Below are 21,211 nucleotides of genomic sequence, written 5' to 3'. Positions count from 1 at the left end.
CTTTGTTATGAAAAAACACAATTACAAAATTAAAATTGAGTGGACTGGCAACGAAGGTTCTGGAACAAAAAACTACAAAACATACAATAGAAACCATAGTATATCTGGAGATCATAAATCTTCGGAAATAGATGGCTCTTCTGACCCCTCCTTCTTAGGAGATAAAACACGTTACAATCCTGAAGATTTATTCTTATCCTCCATCTCTTCTTGCCATATGCTTTGGTATCTCCATTTATGTTCTGCTCACAATATAATTATCACTTCTTATTACGATAATGCCACAGGAATAATGGAAGAAAAACCGAATGGCAGTGGACAATTTACGAGCGTAACCTTAAACCCTACCATTACTATAACTAATAATCAAAAAAAAACGAAAGCTCTAGAATTACACGAGGAAGCTAACAAAATGTGTTTTATTGCTAATTCTTGTAATTTTAAAATTAAGCACAATTGTAATATTACTATTAAAGAGGATTTTTAGCTAAAAAAAACATTCTTAAAAAATATACTACCTATATTACTTCCTATTTTTTCCGAATAGATACACTATTCTTTTTATAGAAAAAAGCAGTAATACTTTTCTATTATTTCACTATATAAGCGTACTTTTATTCTTTGTTTTGTTTACCCTTTTTAGATAAAATATTTTTCAGGTAATTACTTACACAAAGGCTATTCTAATGGCAAAAAACAATATTCTACCTCTATTAATTATTGCACTTTTTGCCATCTTTAATACTTCTTGCAAAGACAAAGGATATGTACCAATTAAAGAAAAAAGCACTACAAAAATAACTCCTCATTTTGCAGGCACAGAGACCTGCATATCTTGCCACAATGACGAACATGCACGTTGGGAAAACTCAGACCATGATTTAGCCATGCAAATTGCCGATTCTACAACTGTTCTTGGTGATTTTAATACTACTACTTTTAAAAGCAAAGGCGTAAACTATCTTTTTACAAAAAAAGGGAATAATTTTTACGTAAATACAGAAGGAGGAAATGGCAAATACCAAGATTTTAAAATAAAATATACTTTTGGAGTTTTTCCTTTACAACAATATTTAATCGCCTTCCCTAACGGGAGCTACCAATGCCTAATGGTTGCTTGGGATAGCAATAAGAACATATGGTTTAATCTGCAACCAAATTTAGTAATTGAACACAATGAATGGATGCATTGGAGTGGCGGAAGTATGTCATGGAATTCCATGTGTGCAGATTGCCACTCTACTAATCTTCAAAAAAAATACGATTCTAACACCCAAAGCTACGAAACAACGTATAGTATTATAAATGTAAGTTGTGAGGCCTGCCATGGCCCAGCTAGTAAACATGTAGAGTTTTACAAAAATAAATCTAAAAGTACGGTGCCTCCCGAGTTATACATGACAAAAAACATGGATAGTAAAGAAGTGGTGCAGAAATGCGCAAGATGCCATTCTAGGCGCACACAACATACCGACTATTTTGATTATACAGGGCACTATCTAGATCATTACGCACCTTCTTTAATCATTGACCCTCTGTATGAATTAGACGGCCAGATAAAAGATGAAGTATATGTATACGGCTCTTTTGTACAAAGCAAAATGTACCACAACAATGTGTCTTGTAAAGATTGCCATGATGTACACTCCTTAAAGTTAAAAAAACAGGGGAACGATTTATGCTTAAGCTGTCATGTCCCTACCTACAACGAACCCGAGCATCATTTTCATAAAAAAGATACTCCTGCTTCTTTATGCATAAACTGCCATATGGATGGAAAAACGTACATGGGTAATGATTATCGAAGAGACCATAGCTTTAGAGTACCAAGGCCAGACCAAAGCATAAAATACGACACACCCAATGCATGCAACAAGTGCCACACAGACAAAAGTCCTGTTTGGGCAAGTAACTTCTTAAAATTGAAATTTGGAGAACCAGACCAAAATCATTATTCCAATTTATTATTAGAAGGAACTAATGGCAATTTTGATGCTTATCACTCCATCCTAAAAAACTCTAATTACCCAGAAATAATTAGAGCCACAGCTCTTTACAATTACGCAAACCAAAACTTATCTGAACAAGACATTAACAACATATTACATTTTATAAATGACAGTTCTCCTTTAGTAAGAAAAGAAGCGGTGGCTGTATTAGAAAAAATAAATGCAAACGAGTATACCAATAATTATATTCAACCCTTATTATTAGATTCCATACGATCTGTTAGAATATCTGCAGCCCAATTCTATGCGGCAAATAACATTCCTTTACCACAAAATAGAGAATACAAAAAAGCAAATAAAGAACTTAAAAATTCATTAGAAAATAATTCCGAATTCCCCTCAGGACAACATAAAATTGGGTTATTACATGCCGCAAAAGGAGACATAACAGCTGCAGAAAAAGCCTATAGAAACGCAATTTTCATTGACAATTATTACAATCTTTCAAGATTAAATTTAGCTTTAATTGTATATAATCAAGGAAAAACGAAAGAAGCTGAAGAGCTTTACTTAAAGGTGGCTTCTCAAGAGCCACATTCGAGTTATCCACATTTTATGCTAGGCTTATTATACAATGAAATTAACCAACCACAAAAATCTATACAATACTTAAAATTAGCTACAGAAAAAAAGCCTATCCTAATTAATGCGTTCTATAATTACGGTATAAAACTACAAGAACAACAGAAATATAAGGACGCAAGGACAGTAATTGAAAAGGGGTTAAAAGAAGTTCCCAACAGTGAGCGTCTTTTATATTTAAAAGTTATTAATCAAATTAATACGAACAATACGCAAGGAGCAAAAAACACCACTCTTTTTTTACTAGAATCATTTCCCGACAACCCTGCTTACAAACAGTTGTTAGATAATATAAATTCTAGATTATAAAAAAGCAGGTCATAAGCCGGATTCTGTCTTTGTATAAAACAAATCCTTATCATTTATCTAGGCCAGTGGTTACCCAAAGGCTCTAACCGCCTACCCTTCAGCTCGGACGTGCTGCCCTCGAACACTGATTTACGTGACGTTTCACCGTATAGAGTTTACCTGGTTTCACTACAGCATTACCTGTACATACTTTCTGTTGCACTTGTCCGTCCCAATAAATTGGGAGACGGGTGTTACCCGCTATACTGCACTATGGTGTCCGGACTTTCCTCTCTTCACACAAGGCGAACAGCGATAAGGAGACCTGCTTGGGGACAAATGTAACTCAATTGTTGATAAATATGTTGCTATTATTACTTAAATGAAGCACAAAATCTACAGCTATTTTTATATTTGTAATTCGCACTTTGATAGAGTAGCATAATTTAATAAAAAATAGTATTTGGAACCCTTTATAGTATCAGCACGTAAGTATAGACCTAAAACATTTAAAGATGTAGTGGGCCAGCAAGCTATAACCAATACTTTGCTGCATGCTATAGAAAGTAACCATCTAGCCCAAGCTTTACTTTTTTGCGGACCTAGAGGTGTTGGTAAAACTACTTGTGCTAGAATATTAGCCAAACAAATTAACCAAGACGACAACCAAAAAGCAGATGAAGATTTTGCTTTTAATATTTTTGAACTAGATGCAGCATCTAACAACTCTGTTGATGATATACGTAGCCTTATTGACCAAGTACGTATCCCTCCACAGGTTGGAAAATATAAAGTTTATATTATTGATGAAGTACACATGCTTTCGCAATCTGCGTTTAATGCTTTTCTTAAAACTCTAGAAGAGCCACCCAAGCATGCTATTTTTATTCTAGCAACTACCGAAAAACACAAAATAATACCAACGATTTTGTCTCGTTGCCAAATATTCGATTTTAAACGCATTACCGTTAAAGATGCTGCTGAATATTTAAAATATATAGCCGAAAACCAAGGTATTACTGCAGAAGAAGAAGCGCTACATATAATTGCTCAGAAAGCTGATGGAGCCATGAGAGATGCTCTTTCTATATTTGATCGTGTAGTAAGTTTCTCTGGAAACACATTAACAAGAAAGGCCGTTACAGAAAATTTAAACGTATTAGATTACGACACCTACTTTTCTGCTACCGATTATATATTAGAACACAACATTCCGCAAACCCTTGTTTTGTTTAACAAAACACTAGCTTTAGGTTTTGATGGCCATCATTTTATAAGTGGTTTAGCTTCACATTTTAGAGATTTAATGGTCTGTCAACACCAACAAACTATTGCCTTGTTAGAAGTAGGGGAAGTTACTAAAAAGAAGTACCTAGAGCAATCGCAAAAGGCATCGAGTTCCTTTTTACTACAAGCATTAGATATTGCTAATGATTGTGATTTAAAGTATAAAACCAGTAAAAATCAGCGGTTACTAGTAGAACTTACTCTAATGAAATTATCCTCTATCAATTTTGATGGAGAAAAAAAAAATCCTGAATCCGTAGCATTACACAATAAAACCATCGAGTTTATTGCTCCTGCTTCCTTTTTTCGTGCTAAAAGTAATGGTTCTTCTCCTAAAACAGTAAAAAGTGAGATAACCTCTGAATTAGAGGAAGAAAAAACAACTCCTACAGAGACTAATGTTACCCCAAAAGAAACAGCAATTACTCCTAATGTAACTAACGCAGCAGAAGAGCATATTCCTAAAGTAAATACTCCTACTGTAAATAAAAAATTAGACTTAAAAAATCCTATAAAAAGAGTTTCTGGTTTATCCATTTCTAGCCTTAAAGCCAAAAAAGAGCATGAGCTAAATAGAAAGGATAATACAATTGATGAGGCAGAATTACCTAGAGATATTTTTCCGGAAGAAAAAATGCAAAAACTATGGGCAGAATTCGTAGAAGTAATTGATGCAAAAGGACAAAAAATATTAGCCTCCAATTTAAATGCAGACACTCCTAAACTAAGAAACGAAACCACCATCTGGATTGAGTTGCCGAATGATACAATGAAAAAAGAAGTAGAGCGCGAGCAATACGAACTCATGGAGCATCTAAAAAAGAGATTAAATAATTACTTCATTGAATTAAAGATTACGGTTAACGAAACTACAGAAACAAAATTTGCATTTACCCCAGCAGAGAAATACGAAAAATTAAGGCAAAAAAACCCTGTAGTTGACTTTTTACGTCAAGAATTTGATATGGATATTAACTAACCATATTATTCTAAAAGTAACTTTACAGTTTTAAAATAGAGTCTTTTCCTGTACATTTATTAAATACCATTATTGATTATGCTAGGACTAAAATTACCAACAGACCCAAGATGGGTTAATATAGTAGAAAAAAATATTGACGAGATATTAACCGACCATGCTTATTGTGAGCAAAAAGCAGCAAGCACCGCTATATCTTTAATCGTTTCTTTCCCTGAATATACCGAACTAATAAAAGAAATGATTGCTCTTTCTAGAGAAGAAATGGGTCACTTTAAAATGGTACACGACCGTATTATTGCTCGCGGAAAAACACTAGGAAGAGACCGCAAGGATCAATACGTTCTAGCTTTGATAAAGTTTTTCCCAAAAGGAGGCAGCCGTACTACACAATTAGTACACAGACTACTATACGCTGCTTTAATTGAAGCCAGAAGCTGCGAACGTTTTAGACTTTTATCGGAAGAATTAGAAGATAAAGAACTGGCCGAATTTTACCATAAATTAATGGTAAGTGAAGCAGGACACTATACCATGTTCCTAAAGTTCGCAAGACAATATGGGGAAACCGAAGAAGTAAATAAAAAATGGGAAGACCTACTTATTTATGAAGCCGAAATAATGAAAAATCTAGGCACAAAAGAAACGGTTCATGGGTAATACACCCTTACCTTTTCTTCTTAGAATTATACAAAGTTTTTATAATACCATCTGATAGTCCTATTTTAGGTACGTATATTTTCTTAGCGCCACTCCATTTTGCAGCGGAAAGAAAGATACGTGTGGCTGGTATAATTACATCTGCCCTATCTGGGTTTAAACCCAACTCTGATATACGATCATCATAACATAAACTATCTAGAAAATGATATTGTGCATTCAGCCATATACAAGAAAGTGCCTGCCCTTCTTTTCTTCCAGACATTTTATGCAACTTGTTTATATTCCCGCCGGAACCTATTATAGAAAGTTTAGATAAGCCTTCTGTATTTGTTTTAATCCAAGACTGCAAATCATTCCACAAATCTTCACCAACCATATCGTTAAGCAAACGTACCGTACCTAATTTAAAAGATTTAGAAATTTTAATTTTACCTTTTGTAAATATGGTGAACTCGGTACTACCACCACCAACATCTATGTACAAATACGACTGATCCTCTTTAATTACATCTTTTAAATCTGTCGAAGCTATTATCTTAGCTTCCTCTTTACCATCTATTAAGTCTATAGATATATTGGCTTCTTTTTTAATCTTATTTATTATTTCTTGCCCATTTTTAGCTTCTCGCATAGCAGAAGTAGCACAGGCTCTATACTCTTCTACACCAGCAACTTCCATTAACAACTTAAAAGCTTTCATGGATTTCACCATTCTATCTACATTCTTTTCTGAAATTTGCCCTAAAGTAAAAGAATCCTCACCTAAACGAACCGCAACACGAATCAGCGCACTCTTTCTAAACTGCGTTTTTTTTCCTTTTTCCTCAATAACATTATGAGTTAACAAACGAATAGCATTAGAACCTATATCTATTGCTGCAAATTTTCTAACCTTCAATCTTTCTCTTTTTAAGAATTCAACTTATCTAAATAATAAGTATAACTAGCAAATTGAGACCGACTAGACTCATCACTATTTACCTTATATGCATTATCTTGCTTATCTGAAAACAAGCGTGCTTTCGCACTATCATTCCAAGAAATATCAAAAGTATCTAATATCTCTTTTTTAATTTCCTCATCATAAATAGGGCAGCCCACTTCTACTCTATTATCTAGATTACGAGTCATCCAATCTGCAGAAGATATATACACTTTAGAATCGCCATTGTTACCAAAAACGAATACCCTAGCATGCTCTAAAAATTTATCTACTACACTTATAGCCTCTATATTTTCACTCATTCCTTTAACTCCTGGAATAAGACAACATATCCCCCTAATAATAAGCTGTATTTTTACTCCTGCGTTACTCGCCTCGTACAACTTATCTATCATTTTATAAGAGGTAAAACTGTTCATCTTTATTTTAATATAAGCATCTTTACCCAATTTGGCATGCCCTATTTCTTCATCAATAAGTTTTAAAAATGTACTCTTTGTATAATGAGGGGACACTATTAAATGCTTGTACTTATTTATTTTATAGGTAGTTTCAAAAAAATCGAAAACTTTATTTAGTTCTTTTAAAATACCATCGTGTGCCGTGAACAATGTATAATCTGTATAGATTTTGGCCGTAGATTCATTAAAATTACCCGTACTAATAAATCCATAGCGCTTTATTCCTTCCTCTTCTTCGCGTTCTACAAGACATATTTTACTGTGCACTTTTAACCCAGGAACACCAAAAATTAATTTCACTCCTTCTGCTTGTAATTGCTCCGCATATTCAATGTTTGCTTGCTCATCAAAACGAGCTTGCAACTCTATCTGAACCGTAACTTGTTTTCCATTTTTTACCGCATTAATTAAAGAAGCTGCTACTTGAGAATTGCTAGCCAATCTATACACTGTAATCTTTATGGATTTTACTTTTGGATCTAGCGCTGCTTCTCTTAAAAATTTAATGATATAAGAAAAAGTATGGTAAGGCGTATATTGTAAATAGTCTTTTTTAGCAATGGAATCTAATATGCTTCCCTCTGTATTAAGCCCTTTTATTGGTAATGGTGTAATTTTATCGTAAAGTAAATCTTGTCTTCCTAAACTAGGAAAACCCATATAATCTCTTCTATTATGATAACGGCCTCCTGGAATAACACTATCTGTGTCTTCTACTTCCATCTTTTCTTTTAAGTAAGACAACGTATCATCTCCTATACTTTTATCATAAACGAAACGTACAGGATCACTAATTTTTCGATGCTCTACGCTAGAAGATATTTTCTCTATAAAACTTTTACTTAAGTCATTATCAATATCTAACTCCGCATCTCTTGTTATCTTAATCATGTGAGCCGAAATTGCCTCATAATCGAACATGGTAAAAATACTATCTAAACAGAACCTAATTAAATCATCTAATATGATGATATAATCATTTTCTCCTTCTTTCGGGAGCACTACAAAACGATCTATTCCTTTAGGGATCTCTATTAAAGCAAATCTTTTTATTTTAACGCCATCTTCTTCTTTAAGTAACATTTTCACCGCCAAATAAGCAGCTGTATCTTTTAATGTAGGAAACTTATTAGCATCACTTAAAATGATAGTCATTAATTGCGGGCTAACCTTTTGAACAAAGTATTCCTTAGCGAACTCTTTTTGGTTATCATTAAGCTCCGTTTCCTTTAAAACAAAAATATGCTGCTTTTCTAATTCTTCCTGTACCTTTTTAAGAATACCAAGGCTTTTAGTTTGCTGGTAAATAACTGTCTTGGTTATCTCTTCTAATAAATCTTTGGCTATTTGTCCACCAAGAACACTTTTTCCTTTTTTACCTGCTTCAAAAATTCTCTTAACGGTTGCGTATCTTACTTTAAAAAATTCGTCTAAGTTATTAGAAAAAATACCTAAAAATCGCATTCTTTCAATTAATGGAACCTTAGGGTCTGCACTTTCTTGCAACACACGCTCATTAAATAACAACCAACTAATTTCTCTATTTATATATTGATTCTTATTTTTTATCATACTTTTAATTGCTTTGGGGAAAAAATTTGTTTTGTTAGCCCTTTTGTTATACAAGACCAACTATCTTCATTAAAACTTAAATGTACCAACCCACTCGTTGGAACGTTATCAATATAGGTATTTCCTAAAGAATTAGCAATATGCGTAAAGGCATAATTATGCCCAAAAATTAATACCGTATTTAATTTATTATCTAGGTTTTTAATGAATGATATTGTGCTTTCTCCAGAAAAATCATACAAATCATTGGTTATCTGAAATTTAGAAAAACCAATCCCTAATTGCCTTAGAAAAATCATTCCCGTATGCAAAGCTCTATTCGCTGGGCTAGAAAAACTAAAATCTATTTCTAGATTCTGCTTACTCAGCATATCGCTCACCAAAAAAGCATCATTAACACCTCTCTCCTTCAATGGCCTATCGATATCATTTACAGAATATTCCCAAGAAGATTTTCCGTGTCTAACTAAAATAAGATGCTTCATCTATAGATATATTTATTTGGATTCTGAAAATATCACTGGACAACATATAAAATACACAAAACCTTTTCTAAATCTATTATGGAGCTAGGCGGTCTATTTTCCAATTAAAATCTTCTTGCAACTCAAAACGTATTCTGTCGTGTAGCCTATTAGGCCTTCCTTGCCAAAATTCCATGGAAACTGGTTTAACTATATAGCCACCCCAATGTTCCGGGCGATTAATTTCTTTGTTTTTATATTCTTCCTCTAGATTTTTTAAATCATTTTCTAACACTTCTCTAGAAGCAATAACACTACTTTGTTCTGATACAATAGCTCCCAACTTACTACCGTCTGGGCGAGACTCAAAATAACCATCCGATAAGTTTTCTGCTATCTTTTCTGCCTTGCCTTTAATAATTATTTGACGTTCTAAATTAGGCCAAAAGAAAGATAAACACACATTAGGGTTATTAGAGATTGCTTTCCCTTTTTCACTATTGTAATTGGTATAAAAAATAAAACCCTCATACGTATACTTTTTTAAAAGTACCACTCTATTTTTCGGGTAACCATCAAACCCAACAGTTGATACTGTCATTGCATTAGCCTCATCAACTCCTTTAGATTCTTCTACTTCATAAAACCATTTCTGAAAAACCTCCATCGGATTATCTGAAATAGAACCCTCCTCAAGTGCACTCTTTTCGTATGATTTTCTATAATTACCTAAGTCTTTTTGCATAGTTATTTAATCTTTTTACAAGATACACAAAGGTCTACAAAAGATAGGACAATGAAAAAATTAGAACTGATATTTATATTAAAACTCGAACACTCTACCGTCCTTTGCCAACTTAACATTAGCAAAAATTTCTTCGGCTTCCGTTTTAAACAAATCTATAGATTTATAACGTGTAGAATAATGCCCCAAAACAAGAGTTTTAACGGCTGCAGCTTTAGCAATTTCTGCAGCTTCCTTTGCTGTAGAATGTTTTGTTTTAACTGCTAAACTCCCTTCCGTATCTAAAAAGGTAGACTCATGGTATAAAGCCGTTGCATTTTTTATTATAGGAACAATATCTGGCTTATATGCCGTATCACTACAAAAAGCATAACTTTTAGGAGCAGCCGGATCTAATGATAACTCTGAATTTGGAATACGTTCTCCCGAATCTAAAACAACATCTTTTCCGTTTTTTATATTTTGATAATACGCTTTGTCTACCTTATACTTTTCGACAGCTTCTACATTTAATTTTCGTAGCCCCACTTTTTCTTGAAACAAAAAACCATTGGTATATATTCTATGCGATAATGGAATTGTGCTTACAGTAACCTTATCATCTTCATAAATTAAAACAGACTCCTTCGATGTAATTTCATGAAAATATAGATTGTAATTTGTCCAAGAATCTCCTAGCTTTAAAAGTAGTGTTATTGCTTCTTTTATTCCCTTTGGACCATGAACATGTAATTCTTTCTCGCGTCCCAATAGCCTAAAAGTAGACACTAACCCTGGTAACCCAAAGAAATGATCTCCATGCAAGTGAGAAATAAAAATGTGATTTATTCTAGAAAATTTAATCTTATGCTTTCTAAGTTGCACCTGTGTCCCCTCTCCACAATCTATTAAAAACATATGATTTTTAATCTCTAATAATTGAGATGTAGGATTTGTTAAGGTTCTAGGAGTAGCCGCATAACAACCAAGTATGGTTAGTTTTATCATCTTCTACAAATCAAGATCTCTTTCTATTTCTTCCATTTCAATAATATCTTTTGCTTCTTGTATTGTAGGAACCACACATAGTTCCTCTGGAGCATCATCATAAGACACTTTTGCCGTAACTAAAACAAAAGATTTTTTAGATGCTCTATGTGCATTAGACAATTGCATAAATTCTAAAATATCATTTGCCGTTAACTCTTCGAACGAAAAAAGATTTACAATAATGTTATCCTTATCTATTTTGGAATACTCTTTATTCAAATTATCTAAGAACACAGAGAGTGCTATATTTTCTTGAAATACAATGGTTGTATTTCCTTCTTTAGTAAGTATCATGCTTATTTTATTTTTGAAGCCAATAAGTAAATTACCGCCATACGAATGGCTACCCCATTCTCTACTTGATTCAGAATTATAGATTGCTTAGAATCTGCTACGTCACTAGTTATTTCTACGCCACGATTAATTGGACCAGGGTGCATAATTACTATTTCTTTATCTAAACTATTCAATAGGGATTTATTAACTCCATATTGCTGTGTATATTCTCTTGTAGTCGGAAAATAGCTAATATCTAATCTTTCATTCTGAATACGCAACATATTGGCAACATCGCACCAATTTAGAGCTTTTCTTAGATTAGTCTCTACTTCTACACCTAACGACGCTATATGTTTTGGAATCAAAGTTTTAGGACCACAAACCTTAACGTTTGCCCCAAGAAGCTTTAAAGCAAATATATTAGATAGCGCTACCCTAGAGTGCAAAATATCGCCAACTATAACTACATTTTTCCCTGCAACATCTCCAAATTTTTCTCGAATAGAAAACGTGTCTAACAAAGCTTGTGTTGGGTGTTCATGTGCTCCATCACCAGCATTTATTATGGCTGCTTTTACATGTTTTGCCAAAAAGATTCCCGCTCCAGGATTAGGATGGCGCATAACAACCATATCTACTTTCATAGATAAAATATTGTTCACCGTATCTATTAACGTTTCTCCTTTTTTTACTGAAGATTGCCCTGCAGAGAAATTAATAACATCTGCAGATAGTCTTTTCTCTGCCAACTCAAAAGAAAGTTTTGTTCTAGTGCTGTTCTCAAAAAATACATTAGCAATATTTATATCTCTTAAAGAAGGTACTTTTTTTATAGATCTATTAATTACTTCTTTAAAATGATCCGCAGTTTCAAAAATGAGTTGAATATCCTCTTCTTTTAGATATTTTATTCCTAGTAAGTGATTTACACTTAATTCGCTCATTTCTTATTTATTTATTAAATATACAATGTCTTTACCGTCGTTTTCCTCCCACATTACTTGCACTTTTTCATCATTAATAGCGTCTACTTGCCTTCCTCGATAATTAGGTTGGATGGGCAAATGTCTACTAAATCTACGATCAATTAGGGCTAGTAATTCTATTTCTGAAGGTCTACCAAAACTCTGAATAGCAGTTAATGCTGCTCTTATACTTCTTCCTGTATACAAAACATCATCAATCAAAACTACTTTTTTATCTTCTATTAAAAAATCAATCTTAGTTTTTGTAGCCTCTAAGGTTTTATCTCCCCTTCTAAAGTCATCCCTATAGAATGTTATATCTAAATAACCCAAGTCTATTTTCTTAACCCCATATTCATCGCAGAGAATTTTAGTAAGTCGGTCTGCCAAATATTTACCTCTTGGCTGAATTCCTATTAAAACGGTATTTGTAAAATCTAAATGACTTTCAAGAAGCTGGCAAGCTAATCGATGTAGGATGATATTTATTTCTTTTGAGGAAAGTAGAACTTTTTTACTCATGCATTAAATCCTATACTCTTTTGAATTACAAAAATAGGGAATTATCATCAAAGAAAAAGATATTTATTCCGCTACTGTTTTGAATTTATCTAGAAAAAAAATTAAAACATAAAAAAGCCTGAACATAAGTCCAGGCTTTTTAAAATCTACCAAGGCAGATTAAGAATATTAAGAAAGTTACTATTTAGTTTTACCTTCCATTTTATCTTTTAACGCTTGTAAAGCCTCATTAGCATCCCCTAAAGTTGGTTTAGCTTCATCAGCAGCAGCAGACTGTCTCTTAACAGCAGCTTTTACATTACGTTTCTCTTCTTCTCTAAAGATTGCAGTGTGACTTGCAACTACGCGCTTAAAGTCTTTATTGAATTCAATGATTTTAAATTCAGCCTCGTCTCCTTTGCCTAATTTTTTACCATCTTCTTTCTCTAAATGACGTTGCGGTACAAAAGCAACGATATCTTCGTTGAATTCTATTGTAGCTCCTTTATCAACAATATCAGCGATAGTTGCCTTATGAACTGTATCTAAAGCAAATTCAGCTTCATACTTGTCCCAAGGGTTATCTGTAGTTTGTTTGTGCCCTAAACTTAATTTACGACCTTCCACATCTAACTCTAATACTTCCACTTCTAATTTGTCACCTACAGTAACAAATTCTGATGGGTGCTTAATTTTCTTAGTCCAAGATAAATCAGAAATATAAATAAGTCCGTCAATACCTTCTTCTAATTCAACAAACACACCAAAGTTTGTAAAGTTTCTTACAATTCCACTATGCTTAGAACCTACAGGATATTTAGTAGTAATATCTGTCCAAGGATCTGGAGTTAATTGCTTAATACCAAGAGACATCTTACGATCATCTCTATCTAGAGTTAAAACAACTGCTTCAACTTCATCACCAACTTTTACGAAATCTTGCGCAGAACGTAAGTGTGTAGACCATGACATCTCTGAAACGTGAATTAATCCTTCAACACCTTCTACAACTTCGATAAATGCACCGTAATCAGCGATTACAACAACTTTACCTTTTACTTTATCTCCAATCTTAATTTCATCAGATAAAGCTTCCCATGGGTGCTTCTCTAATTGCTTAAGACCTAATTGAATTCTAGATTTGTTTTCATCAAAGTCTAAAATTACAACGTTTAATTTTTGGTCTAATTCTACAACCTCATTTGGATGATTAATTCTACTCCAAGAAAGATCTGTAATATGCACTAAACCATCAACACCACCAAGATCAATAAACACACCGTAAGAAGTAATGTTTTTAACAACACCTTCTAATACTTGTCCTTTTTCTAATTGACCAATGATTTCTTTTTTCTGTTCTTCAATATCAGCCTCGATTAACGCTTTATGAGAAACTACAACGTTTTTAAATTCATGGTTAATTTTCACCACCTTGAATTCCATTGTTTTGTTTACATACTGATCGTAATCACGGATTGGCTTAACATCTATCTGAGAACCTGGTAAGAATGCTTCGATTCCGAAAACATCTACAATCATACCACCTTTAGTTCTACACTTAACAAAACCACTAACGATTTCTTCATTATCATGTGCAGCATTAACTCTATCCCAAGCCATGATTGTTCTTGCCTTTCTATGAGAAAGAACTAACTGACCACTTTTATCTTCACGGATATCGATTAATACTTCAACCTTGTCACCTACTTTTAAATCTGGATTGTATCTAAATTCATTTAAAGAGATGACACCTTCTGATTTGGCGTTAATATCAATAATTGCTTCACGATCGGTCAAATACACTACGGTACCCTCTACAACCTCTTCATCTGCAGTATCAACGAAATTTTCGGAAACAAGTTTTTCAAACTCTTCTAATTTAGAGTCTTCAACTTTTTCTATTCCTTGTTCGTACTTTTCCCAATTGAAATTTTCTAAAAATTCTTTAGGATCCTGTACTGGTGTTTCCACCTTTGTTTCTTGTGCTACTACAGTTTCTTCTGCAGGAACGTTTGCTTTTTCTTCAGCCATTTGAAGATTTAAATTTGTATTCTATGAATAGAATAAGAGTTAAACAATTATCACAGAAGCTGTTATATTTATGTTTATTCGATTCCCTTTTCCTCTTATTTCTTTGTAAAAAAGGTGTGCAAAAATACTATTTATTTACGATTTTACCAACCTTTTCATAATATACAAAATATTTAATACAGAATTAAGTTTATTAATGGGTTCTCTTCTGCTATTTATTAGTATATTGAGCTATAAATATTAACCGTTTAAAAAAATTATTATGAGTGTTAAAGCAAAATACCAAGGCGTATTAAGCCTAGGTGAGCAATTAGGAATTAAAAATGGTGATGTATCGGAAGAAGGTGGCATCCTAAAGATAAAAGGTGAAGCAAATACTCCATACGAGAAAAACTTATTATGGGATAAAATTAAAGAATTAGGTGGTGAAAATGCTAGCGATATTAAAGCTAATATTTCTGTTACTGATAGCTCTGTTTACCACAGACATACTGTTAAAGGCGGAGAATCTTTAAGTAAAATTGCAAAACATTATTATGGTGATGCAATGAAGTACAAAGAGATATTTGCCGCTAATACTGGTGTTTTAAAAAACCCTGATGTTATTCATCCAGACCAGGAATTAGTAATTCCTAACTTGTAGTAAAGTAAAATTACTTTTATAAAAAAAGGACGCTAATTAGCGTCCTTTTTATTTTTATCTATTATCCTTAATGCAAAATTATACATTCGTTCAAACTGTTCTTCTAAGCCCATATCACTATTATCAAACTCTATAGCTCCTTCTGCTTTTCGTAACGGAGAATGTTCTCGGTGCGAATCTATATAATCTCTACTTTCTACATTTTTAAGAACCTCTTCATAAGAAACCTTTTCTCCTTTATCGAGCAGCTCCTTATATCTTCTATAGGCCCTTTTGTCGGCAGAAGCTGTCATAAAAACCTTTAGCTCTGCATCTGGAAAAACTACAGTACCTATATCCCGGCCGTCCATAACAATTCCTTTACTCTTACCCATCTCTTGCTGTATTTGCACAAGCATTTCTCTTACTTTTTGCAACTCTGCAACTCTACTAACATTTTTAGAGACTTCTAAAGTACGAATAGCTTTTTCTACATTCTCATTGTTTAAATACATTTCTGAAAATCCTAGAGCCTCATTGTATTTAAAACGTAGCTCAATTTTCGATAAATCATCGCAGAGCGAAGTAATATCCTCTTCCAAACCACCAACAAAACCCTTACGCATAGCAAATAAAGTCACAGCCCTATACATAGCACCAGTGTCTACATATATATACTCTAAAGCTTTAGCTAATTGCTTTGCTATAGTACTTTTCCCAGTAGATGAATAACCATCTATTGCAATGGTAATCTTTATCATTTCATATATTTTAAGTGAGAAACATTATAATTTTTTAGCATTTTTAACTTTAGTTTTAGTTAGCGCTAATTCTATAACCTCATGCATATCTGTAACATAATGGAAAGTTAATCCTTTTAGATAGCTTTCTTTAATTTCCAGAATATCTTTTTTATTAGCTTCGCATAAAATAATCTCTTTTATACGCGCTCTTTTTGCTGCTAAAATTTTCTCTTTTATTCCGCCTACAGGTAAAACTTTACCCCTTAAAGTTATTTCACCAGTCATGGCTAGACTCTTCTTTACTTTACGTTGCGTAAATAAAGAAACCAAAGAAGTTAACATGGTTATACCTGCACTTGGACCATCTTTTGGAGTTGCACCTTCTGGTACGTGTATATGCACATTATATTTATCAAAAATATCTGTATCTATCCCAAATACATCTGCATTAGATTTAATATACTCCATAGCTATAGTTGCAGACTCCTTCATTACCTTACCTAAGTTTCCTGTAATATTTAAAGTTCCTTTACCTTTGGATAAAATAGATTCTATAAATAAAATATCGCCCCCAACGCTTGTCCAAGCTAAACCTGTAACTACACCAGCAACATCATTATTCTCGTATTTATCTCTTTCTAATCTAGGAATACCTAATACCTCTTCAACATCATCATTCCCTATCTTAATATTATACTCTTCCTCTGTTGCAATATTTTTTGCTGCATAGCGCACCATTTTGGCTATTTGCTTTTCTAAAGAACGAACTCCAGATTCACGCGTATAGCCTTCTACAATTTTCTCTAATTGCGGTTTTCCAATTTTTAAATGCTTATCGGACAAACCATGCTCTTTTAATTGCTTAGGCAACAAATGTTTTTTTGCTATTTCTACCTTCTCTTCTATAGTATAGCCAGTAACATTAATAATCTCCATTCTATCCCTTAAAGCAGGCTGAATAGACCCTAAATTATTTGCTGTTGCAATAAACATAACTTTAGAAAGATCGTACCCCATTTCTAAAAAATTATCGTAAAACTCGCTATTCTGCTCAGGATCTAAAACTTCTAACATAGCAGAAGACGGATCTCCTTGATTACTATTAGATAATTTATCTATTTCATCTAAAATAAATACAGGATTAGAAGTTCCTGCCTTTTTTAAACTCTGAATAATTCTACCAGGCATTGCACCTATGTAGGTTTTTCTATGTCCTCTTATTTCTGCTTCATCTCGCAATCCTCCTAATGAAATCCTAACATATTCTCTTCCTAAAGCTTCTGCAACAGACTTCCCTAAGGATGTTTTACCTACACCTGGAGGGCCATAAAGACAAAGAATAGGAGATTTCATATCGTTTCTAAGCTTTAAAACAGCTAGATATTCAATAATTCTTTTCTTAACATCTTCTAAACCATAATGATCCCGATCTAAAATTTTCTGAGCTCGTTTTAAATCGAACTTATCTTTTGAAAATTCGTCCCAAGGCAAATCCAAAAACAAGTCTAAATAATTTCTTTGAATGGAATATTCTGCCACTTGCGGATTCATACGTTGCATTTTGGCCAACTCCTTATCAAAATGTTCCCCTACTATTTTATTCCATTTCTTCGTTTTTGCCTTCTCGCGCATTTCATGAATTTCTTCATCATAAGAAACTCCTCCTAATTCTTCTTGGATGGTTTTCATTTGTTGATGTAAAAAATACTCGCGTTGCTGTTTATCTAAATCGTTGCGAACTTTAGACTGAATATCATTCTTTAACTCCAACTTTTGAAGTTCAACATTCATATACTTTAAAGTAGATAATGCTCTCTCCTTTAAATTACCTATCTCTAATAATTCTTGTTTAGCTTTTACATCTAAATTTAGATTTGAAGAAACAAAATTGATTAAAAATGAATCGCTTTGAATATTTTTAATAGCAAAAGAAGCTTCGCTTGGAATATTTGGATTATCTCTAATAATCTTAAGCGCCAACTCTTTTATAGACTCAATAATAGCTAAAAATTCTGAACTTTCTTGATCTCCTCTTTCTTCTTTCGTTTCTCTTACAGTAGCCGTAAAATAAGGCTCTTTAGTTAGCACTTCTGCTATTTCGAATCTTTTTTTACCTTGGATAATTACAGTAGTATTACCATCTGGCATTTTTAGCACTCTTAATATTTTCGCAACAGTACCTAGCGTATTAATATCATCAATTCCTGGGTCTTCTGTTTCCTCATTCTTTTGAGAAACAACCCCAATAACTTTAGAGCCGTTATTTGCATCTTTTATTAATTGAATAGATTTGTCTCTACCCGCTGTAATTGGAACAACAACGCCCGGAAACAATACCGTATTACGTAAAGGCAATATTGGTAACGTTTCTGGCAAGCCTTCGCTATTCATTTTTTCTTCATCTTCTGGCGTTAATAAAGGTATTAACTCAGAATCCTCATCTATACTATGCAAAGACATATTGTCAAAATTTGAAAATTTGGAATCTCCCATATACTTATTTCGGTCATTCTGTCACTAAAGTAACAGAATCCTTTTTTATCTAATTATTAAAATAATTTGCAAAGCACTGAATTTATTAGCTTTACAATCCTCATCGTATTCTATACCTTTTATAAAGACAATTGTTGTGCCAATTAGATTAAAAGCAAAACCCTTTCTAGAATTCTAGAAAGGGTTTTGCTTTTAAATTAAATGTAAAAGATTTATTTCTTTACAATTACAGATTTAGAAACTTTAAAATCAACTCCTTCCACGACTATATGATAAATCCCTTCTGTTAAACCACTTAAATCTATATTTTCTATAGCTTCATGGTTCGTGTTATACATTATAAAGTAAACTACTTGTCCGCTTGCGTTTACCACTCTTACATCTAAAGCTTCATTAGGCTTATTCCTTAAATCTAAATTTAATTCTCCTTTAGTTGGGTTTGGGTAAATAGATACATTTTTACTATTTACTGTCTGATCGTCCAGCCTCGAATCTATTGATAAGCCATTCTGAAACGTAGTACTATTTAATTTAAGTGTTAATTCTTCAAGAACATTTAAAGTAATTGTTGTAGAACAACCTTCAGAAGATGTTAATACGTAAAGCCCTCCATCCGAAGCTTCTATGCTTCCTAAATTATAATTATCTCCAACAATTTCTCCATTAGGCAACTCTATACTTACCCCTACCCCATTAGGTAACATACTTAACATTAATGCTGTTCCTTTAGTAAGTTGTAAATTGTTTAATCCACTTTCCCATGCCCCATCTACTCTATATTCTGGAATAATGCTAGTTTCCGAACAATTACTACTAGTATCAGTAACGACCAAATTTATTGTCGTACTACAACCTTCCGAAGATGTTAATACGTAAAGCCCTTCATCCAATACATCTATACCTCCTAAATTATAATTATCTCCAACAATTTCTCCATTGGGCAATTCTATACTTACCCCTACCCCATTAGGTAACATACTTAACATTAATGCTGTTCCTTTAGTAAGTTGTAAATCGTTTAATCCACTTTCCCATACCCCATCTACTCTATATTCTGGAATAATGCTAGTTTCCGAACAATTACTACCAGTATCAGTAACATTTAAGGTAATAGTGGTAGAACAACCATTAACAGCATTGATGATATAATCACCAGAATTAGCTGTCGTTACATTTCCTAGTTCATAATCTCCTGTTCCCGTATAAACTTCTATTCCATTATACGAAACGGAAAAAGCAATACCGTTTGGTTGCATACCTAAGAATACATTGTCCCCTATTGATGCATTAACCGCTAAAGGTAAATTATCTGGCGCTGTACTATAAGCACTTCCTCCATCTAAAGACCATTCTGCTCTCATGGTGGTTGCATCGCAAACAAGACCTGCTGCATTTAAAGTAATAGTGGTAGAACAACCTTCGCCTGATGTTATAGTATAAACTCCAGAATCTGAAGAATCTATATTGCCCAAATTATAATTATCCCCAACAATATCGCCATTAGGTAATGTAATGGACACACTTAAATCATTAGGCAACATGCTCAACATTAAGGACGTTCCTAACTCCAAATTCAATTCATTTGAACCACTTTGCCAGTCTCCATTTATTCTATATTCAGGAATAGAACGTTCAGGTAAACAGGGATCTAACTCTCCCGTTACAGTCAAATCTATTGTTGTAGAACAACCCTCGCCTGATGTTACGATATAAACTCCAGAATCTGAAGAATCTATATTACCCAAATTATAATTATCTCCAACAATATCGCCATTAGGTAATGTAATGGACACACTTAAATCATTAGGCAACATACTCAACATTAAGGACGTTCCTAACTCCAAACTTAATTCATTTGAACCACTTTGCCAGTCTCCATTTATTCTATATTCAGGAATAGAACGTTCGGGTAAGCAAGGATCTAATTCTTCTGCTACAGTCAAATTTATGGTTGTAGAACAACCATTTACAGCATTAATGGTATAGCTGCCCGAATTAGCTGTTGTTACCTCTCCCAAGCTATAATCTCCTCTACCATTATATATTTCTGCTCCGTTATAAGTAATCGTAAAATTTACCTCATTAGGAACCATACTAAGAAAAACAGTATCCCCTGTGCTAGATGGAACGGTAACCGCTTGTTCGTCTAGCGCTTCGTTATAAGTAGTACCACCATCTAAGGTCCATTCCGCTTTCATGGTAAAAGCATCACATACCGTAGCAATTACATTAAGTGTAATGGCTGTAGAGCAACCATTTTGTGCAGTTAAAATATAAGAACCATTATCTGTATTGTCTGCCAAACCTAATACGTAATCTCCTTGGCCACTATAGACTTGGTTGCCATCTTTAGATATTGTAAATGGTATTCCGTTAGGAACCATACTAAGACGAACATTATCGCCTTCGTTAAGACTGATAGTTACAGGAAGATTATCAGGAGCCTCTATGTAAGTACCATTTATGGCCCATTCTGCCCTAAGAGTAGAAGCATCACAAACCACTTGGTTGATTGTAACATCTATGGCAACCGAGCAACCTTCTTCCGATTCTAA

General features: G+C 33.4%; 17 protein-coding genes and 1 other RNA gene. 5 read left to right on the top strand and 13 right to left on the bottom strand.

Features of this window, described 5'->3' with window-relative positions; genetic code table 11:
- Positions 1 to 7 precede the first annotated feature (7 nt).
- Positions 8 to 487: an OsmC family protein gene (locus tag QZZ51_RS02945; protein WP_291865646.1), complete on the top strand. Its 480-nt coding sequence runs from the start codon at positions 8 to 10 to the stop codon at positions 485 to 487.
- Between the two features lie 199 nt (positions 488 to 686).
- The gene (locus tag QZZ51_RS02940) at positions 687 to 2,900 is read left to right on the top strand and encodes a multiheme c-type cytochrome (RefSeq protein ID WP_291865643.1); all 2,214 of its coding nucleotides are present in this window, start codon (positions 687 to 689) and stop codon (positions 2,898 to 2,900) included.
- Here QZZ51_RS02940 and rnpB read toward each other — a convergent pair.
- Positions 2,898 to 3,211, bottom strand: an RNA gene (gene rnpB / locus QZZ51_RS02935) — RNase P RNA component class A. The genes QZZ51_RS02940 and rnpB overlap by 3 nt on opposite strands.
- A gap of 131 nt (positions 3,212 to 3,342) precedes the next feature.
- Here rnpB and QZZ51_RS02930 point away from each other — a divergent pair.
- Positions 3,343 to 5,145 carry a DNA polymerase III subunit gamma/tau gene (locus QZZ51_RS02930; RefSeq protein WP_291865641.1) on the top strand — a complete coding sequence of 601 codons (1,803 nt, stop codon included), beginning with the start codon at positions 3,343 to 3,345 and terminating at the stop codon, positions 5,143 to 5,145.
- A gap of 78 nt (positions 5,146 to 5,223) precedes the next feature.
- On the top strand, positions 5,224 to 5,805 hold the full coding sequence (locus tag QZZ51_RS02925) for a tRNA-(ms[2]io[6]A)-hydroxylase (RefSeq protein ID WP_291865638.1): 582 nt from the start codon (positions 5,224 to 5,226) through the stop codon (positions 5,803 to 5,805).
- A gap of 7 nt (positions 5,806 to 5,812) precedes the next feature.
- On the opposite strand, the gene QZZ51_RS02920 is transcribed toward QZZ51_RS02925, so the two are convergent.
- From QZZ51_RS02920 to rpsA, 9 genes are all read right to left on the bottom strand, one after another.
- Entirely contained in the window at positions 5,813 to 6,706 is an 894-nt protein-coding gene (locus tag QZZ51_RS02920; RefSeq protein WP_291865635.1) for an exopolyphosphatase, read from the bottom strand.
- Positions 6,707 to 6,717: 11 nt separating this feature from the next.
- Positions 6,718 to 8,784, bottom strand: coding sequence for a polyphosphate kinase 1 (gene ppk1 / locus QZZ51_RS02915; RefSeq protein ID WP_291865632.1), 2,067 nt, complete (start codon positions 8,782 to 8,784; stop codon positions 6,718 to 6,720).
- On the bottom strand, positions 8,781 to 9,269 hold the full coding sequence (locus tag QZZ51_RS02910) for a histidine phosphatase family protein (protein ID WP_291865630.1): 489 nt from the start codon (positions 9,267 to 9,269) through the stop codon (positions 8,781 to 8,783). Before QZZ51_RS02910 ends, ppk1 begins: the two co-directional genes overlap by 4 nt.
- 76 nt (positions 9,270 to 9,345) lie before the next feature.
- Positions 9,346 to 9,993, bottom strand: coding sequence for a pyridoxamine 5'-phosphate oxidase (pdxH, locus tag QZZ51_RS02905; RefSeq protein WP_291865629.1), 648 nt, complete (start codon positions 9,991 to 9,993; stop codon positions 9,346 to 9,348).
- Between the two features lie 78 nt (positions 9,994 to 10,071).
- Positions 10,072 to 10,977, bottom strand: a complete 906-nt coding sequence (locus QZZ51_RS02900) for a ribonuclease Z (RefSeq protein ID WP_291865710.1) — start codon at positions 10,975 to 10,977, stop codon at positions 10,072 to 10,074.
- Between the two features lie 6 nt (positions 10,978 to 10,983).
- Positions 10,984 to 11,316, bottom strand: coding sequence for a ribonuclease Z (locus QZZ51_RS02895; RefSeq protein WP_291865626.1), 333 nt, complete (start codon positions 11,314 to 11,316; stop codon positions 10,984 to 10,986).
- A gap of 2 nt (positions 11,317 to 11,318) precedes the next feature.
- Positions 11,319 to 12,245, bottom strand: coding sequence for an aspartate carbamoyltransferase catalytic subunit (locus QZZ51_RS02890; protein ID WP_291865624.1), 927 nt, complete (start codon positions 12,243 to 12,245; stop codon positions 11,319 to 11,321).
- Positions 12,246 to 12,248: 3 nt separating this feature from the next.
- A complete protein-coding gene (pyrR, locus tag QZZ51_RS02885) occupies positions 12,249 to 12,788 on the bottom strand; it encodes a bifunctional pyr operon transcriptional regulator/uracil phosphoribosyltransferase PyrR (RefSeq protein ID WP_291865621.1) in 540 nt (179 codons plus the stop codon).
- A 180-nt stretch (positions 12,789 to 12,968) separates the two neighbouring features.
- Positions 12,969 to 14,798 carry a 30S ribosomal protein S1 gene (gene rpsA, locus QZZ51_RS02880; protein ID WP_291865618.1) on the bottom strand — a complete coding sequence of 610 codons (1,830 nt, stop codon included), beginning with the start codon at positions 14,796 to 14,798 and terminating at the stop codon, positions 12,969 to 12,971.
- Positions 14,799 to 15,060: 262 nt separating this feature from the next.
- On the opposite strand from rpsA, the gene QZZ51_RS02875 reads away from it, so the two are divergent.
- Complete coding sequence (locus tag QZZ51_RS02875; RefSeq protein WP_291865615.1) at positions 15,061 to 15,441, top strand: LysM peptidoglycan-binding domain-containing protein; 381 nt, start codon at positions 15,061 to 15,063, stop codon at positions 15,439 to 15,441.
- 32 nt (positions 15,442 to 15,473) lie between these two features.
- Here the strand turns inward: QZZ51_RS02875 and cmk are convergent, their stop codons facing one another.
- The 3 genes from cmk to QZZ51_RS02860 all read right to left on the bottom strand — a co-directional run.
- Positions 15,474 to 16,181 (bottom strand): (d)CMP kinase, encoded by a 708-nt coding sequence (cmk, locus tag QZZ51_RS02870; RefSeq protein ID WP_291865612.1) that lies wholly within the window; start codon positions 16,179 to 16,181, stop codon positions 15,474 to 15,476.
- 24 nt (positions 16,182 to 16,205) lie between these two features.
- Positions 16,206 to 18,656 (bottom strand): endopeptidase La, encoded by a 2,451-nt coding sequence (lon, locus tag QZZ51_RS02865; protein ID WP_291865610.1) that lies wholly within the window; start codon positions 18,654 to 18,656, stop codon positions 16,206 to 16,208.
- 212 nt (positions 18,657 to 18,868) lie between these two features.
- The coding region (locus QZZ51_RS02860) for a T9SS type A sorting domain-containing protein (RefSeq protein ID WP_291865607.1) at positions 18,869 to 21,211 on the bottom strand (2,343 nt) is incomplete at its 5' end.

It is taken from the genome of Maribacter sp. (assembly GCF_016744255.1).
Taxonomy (GTDB): Bacteria; Bacteroidota; Bacteroidia; order Flavobacteriales; family Flavobacteriaceae; genus Maribacter_B.
The sequence above is the reverse complement of the archived record's forward strand: the minus strand, read 5'-3'. Positions and strand labels throughout refer to the sequence as shown.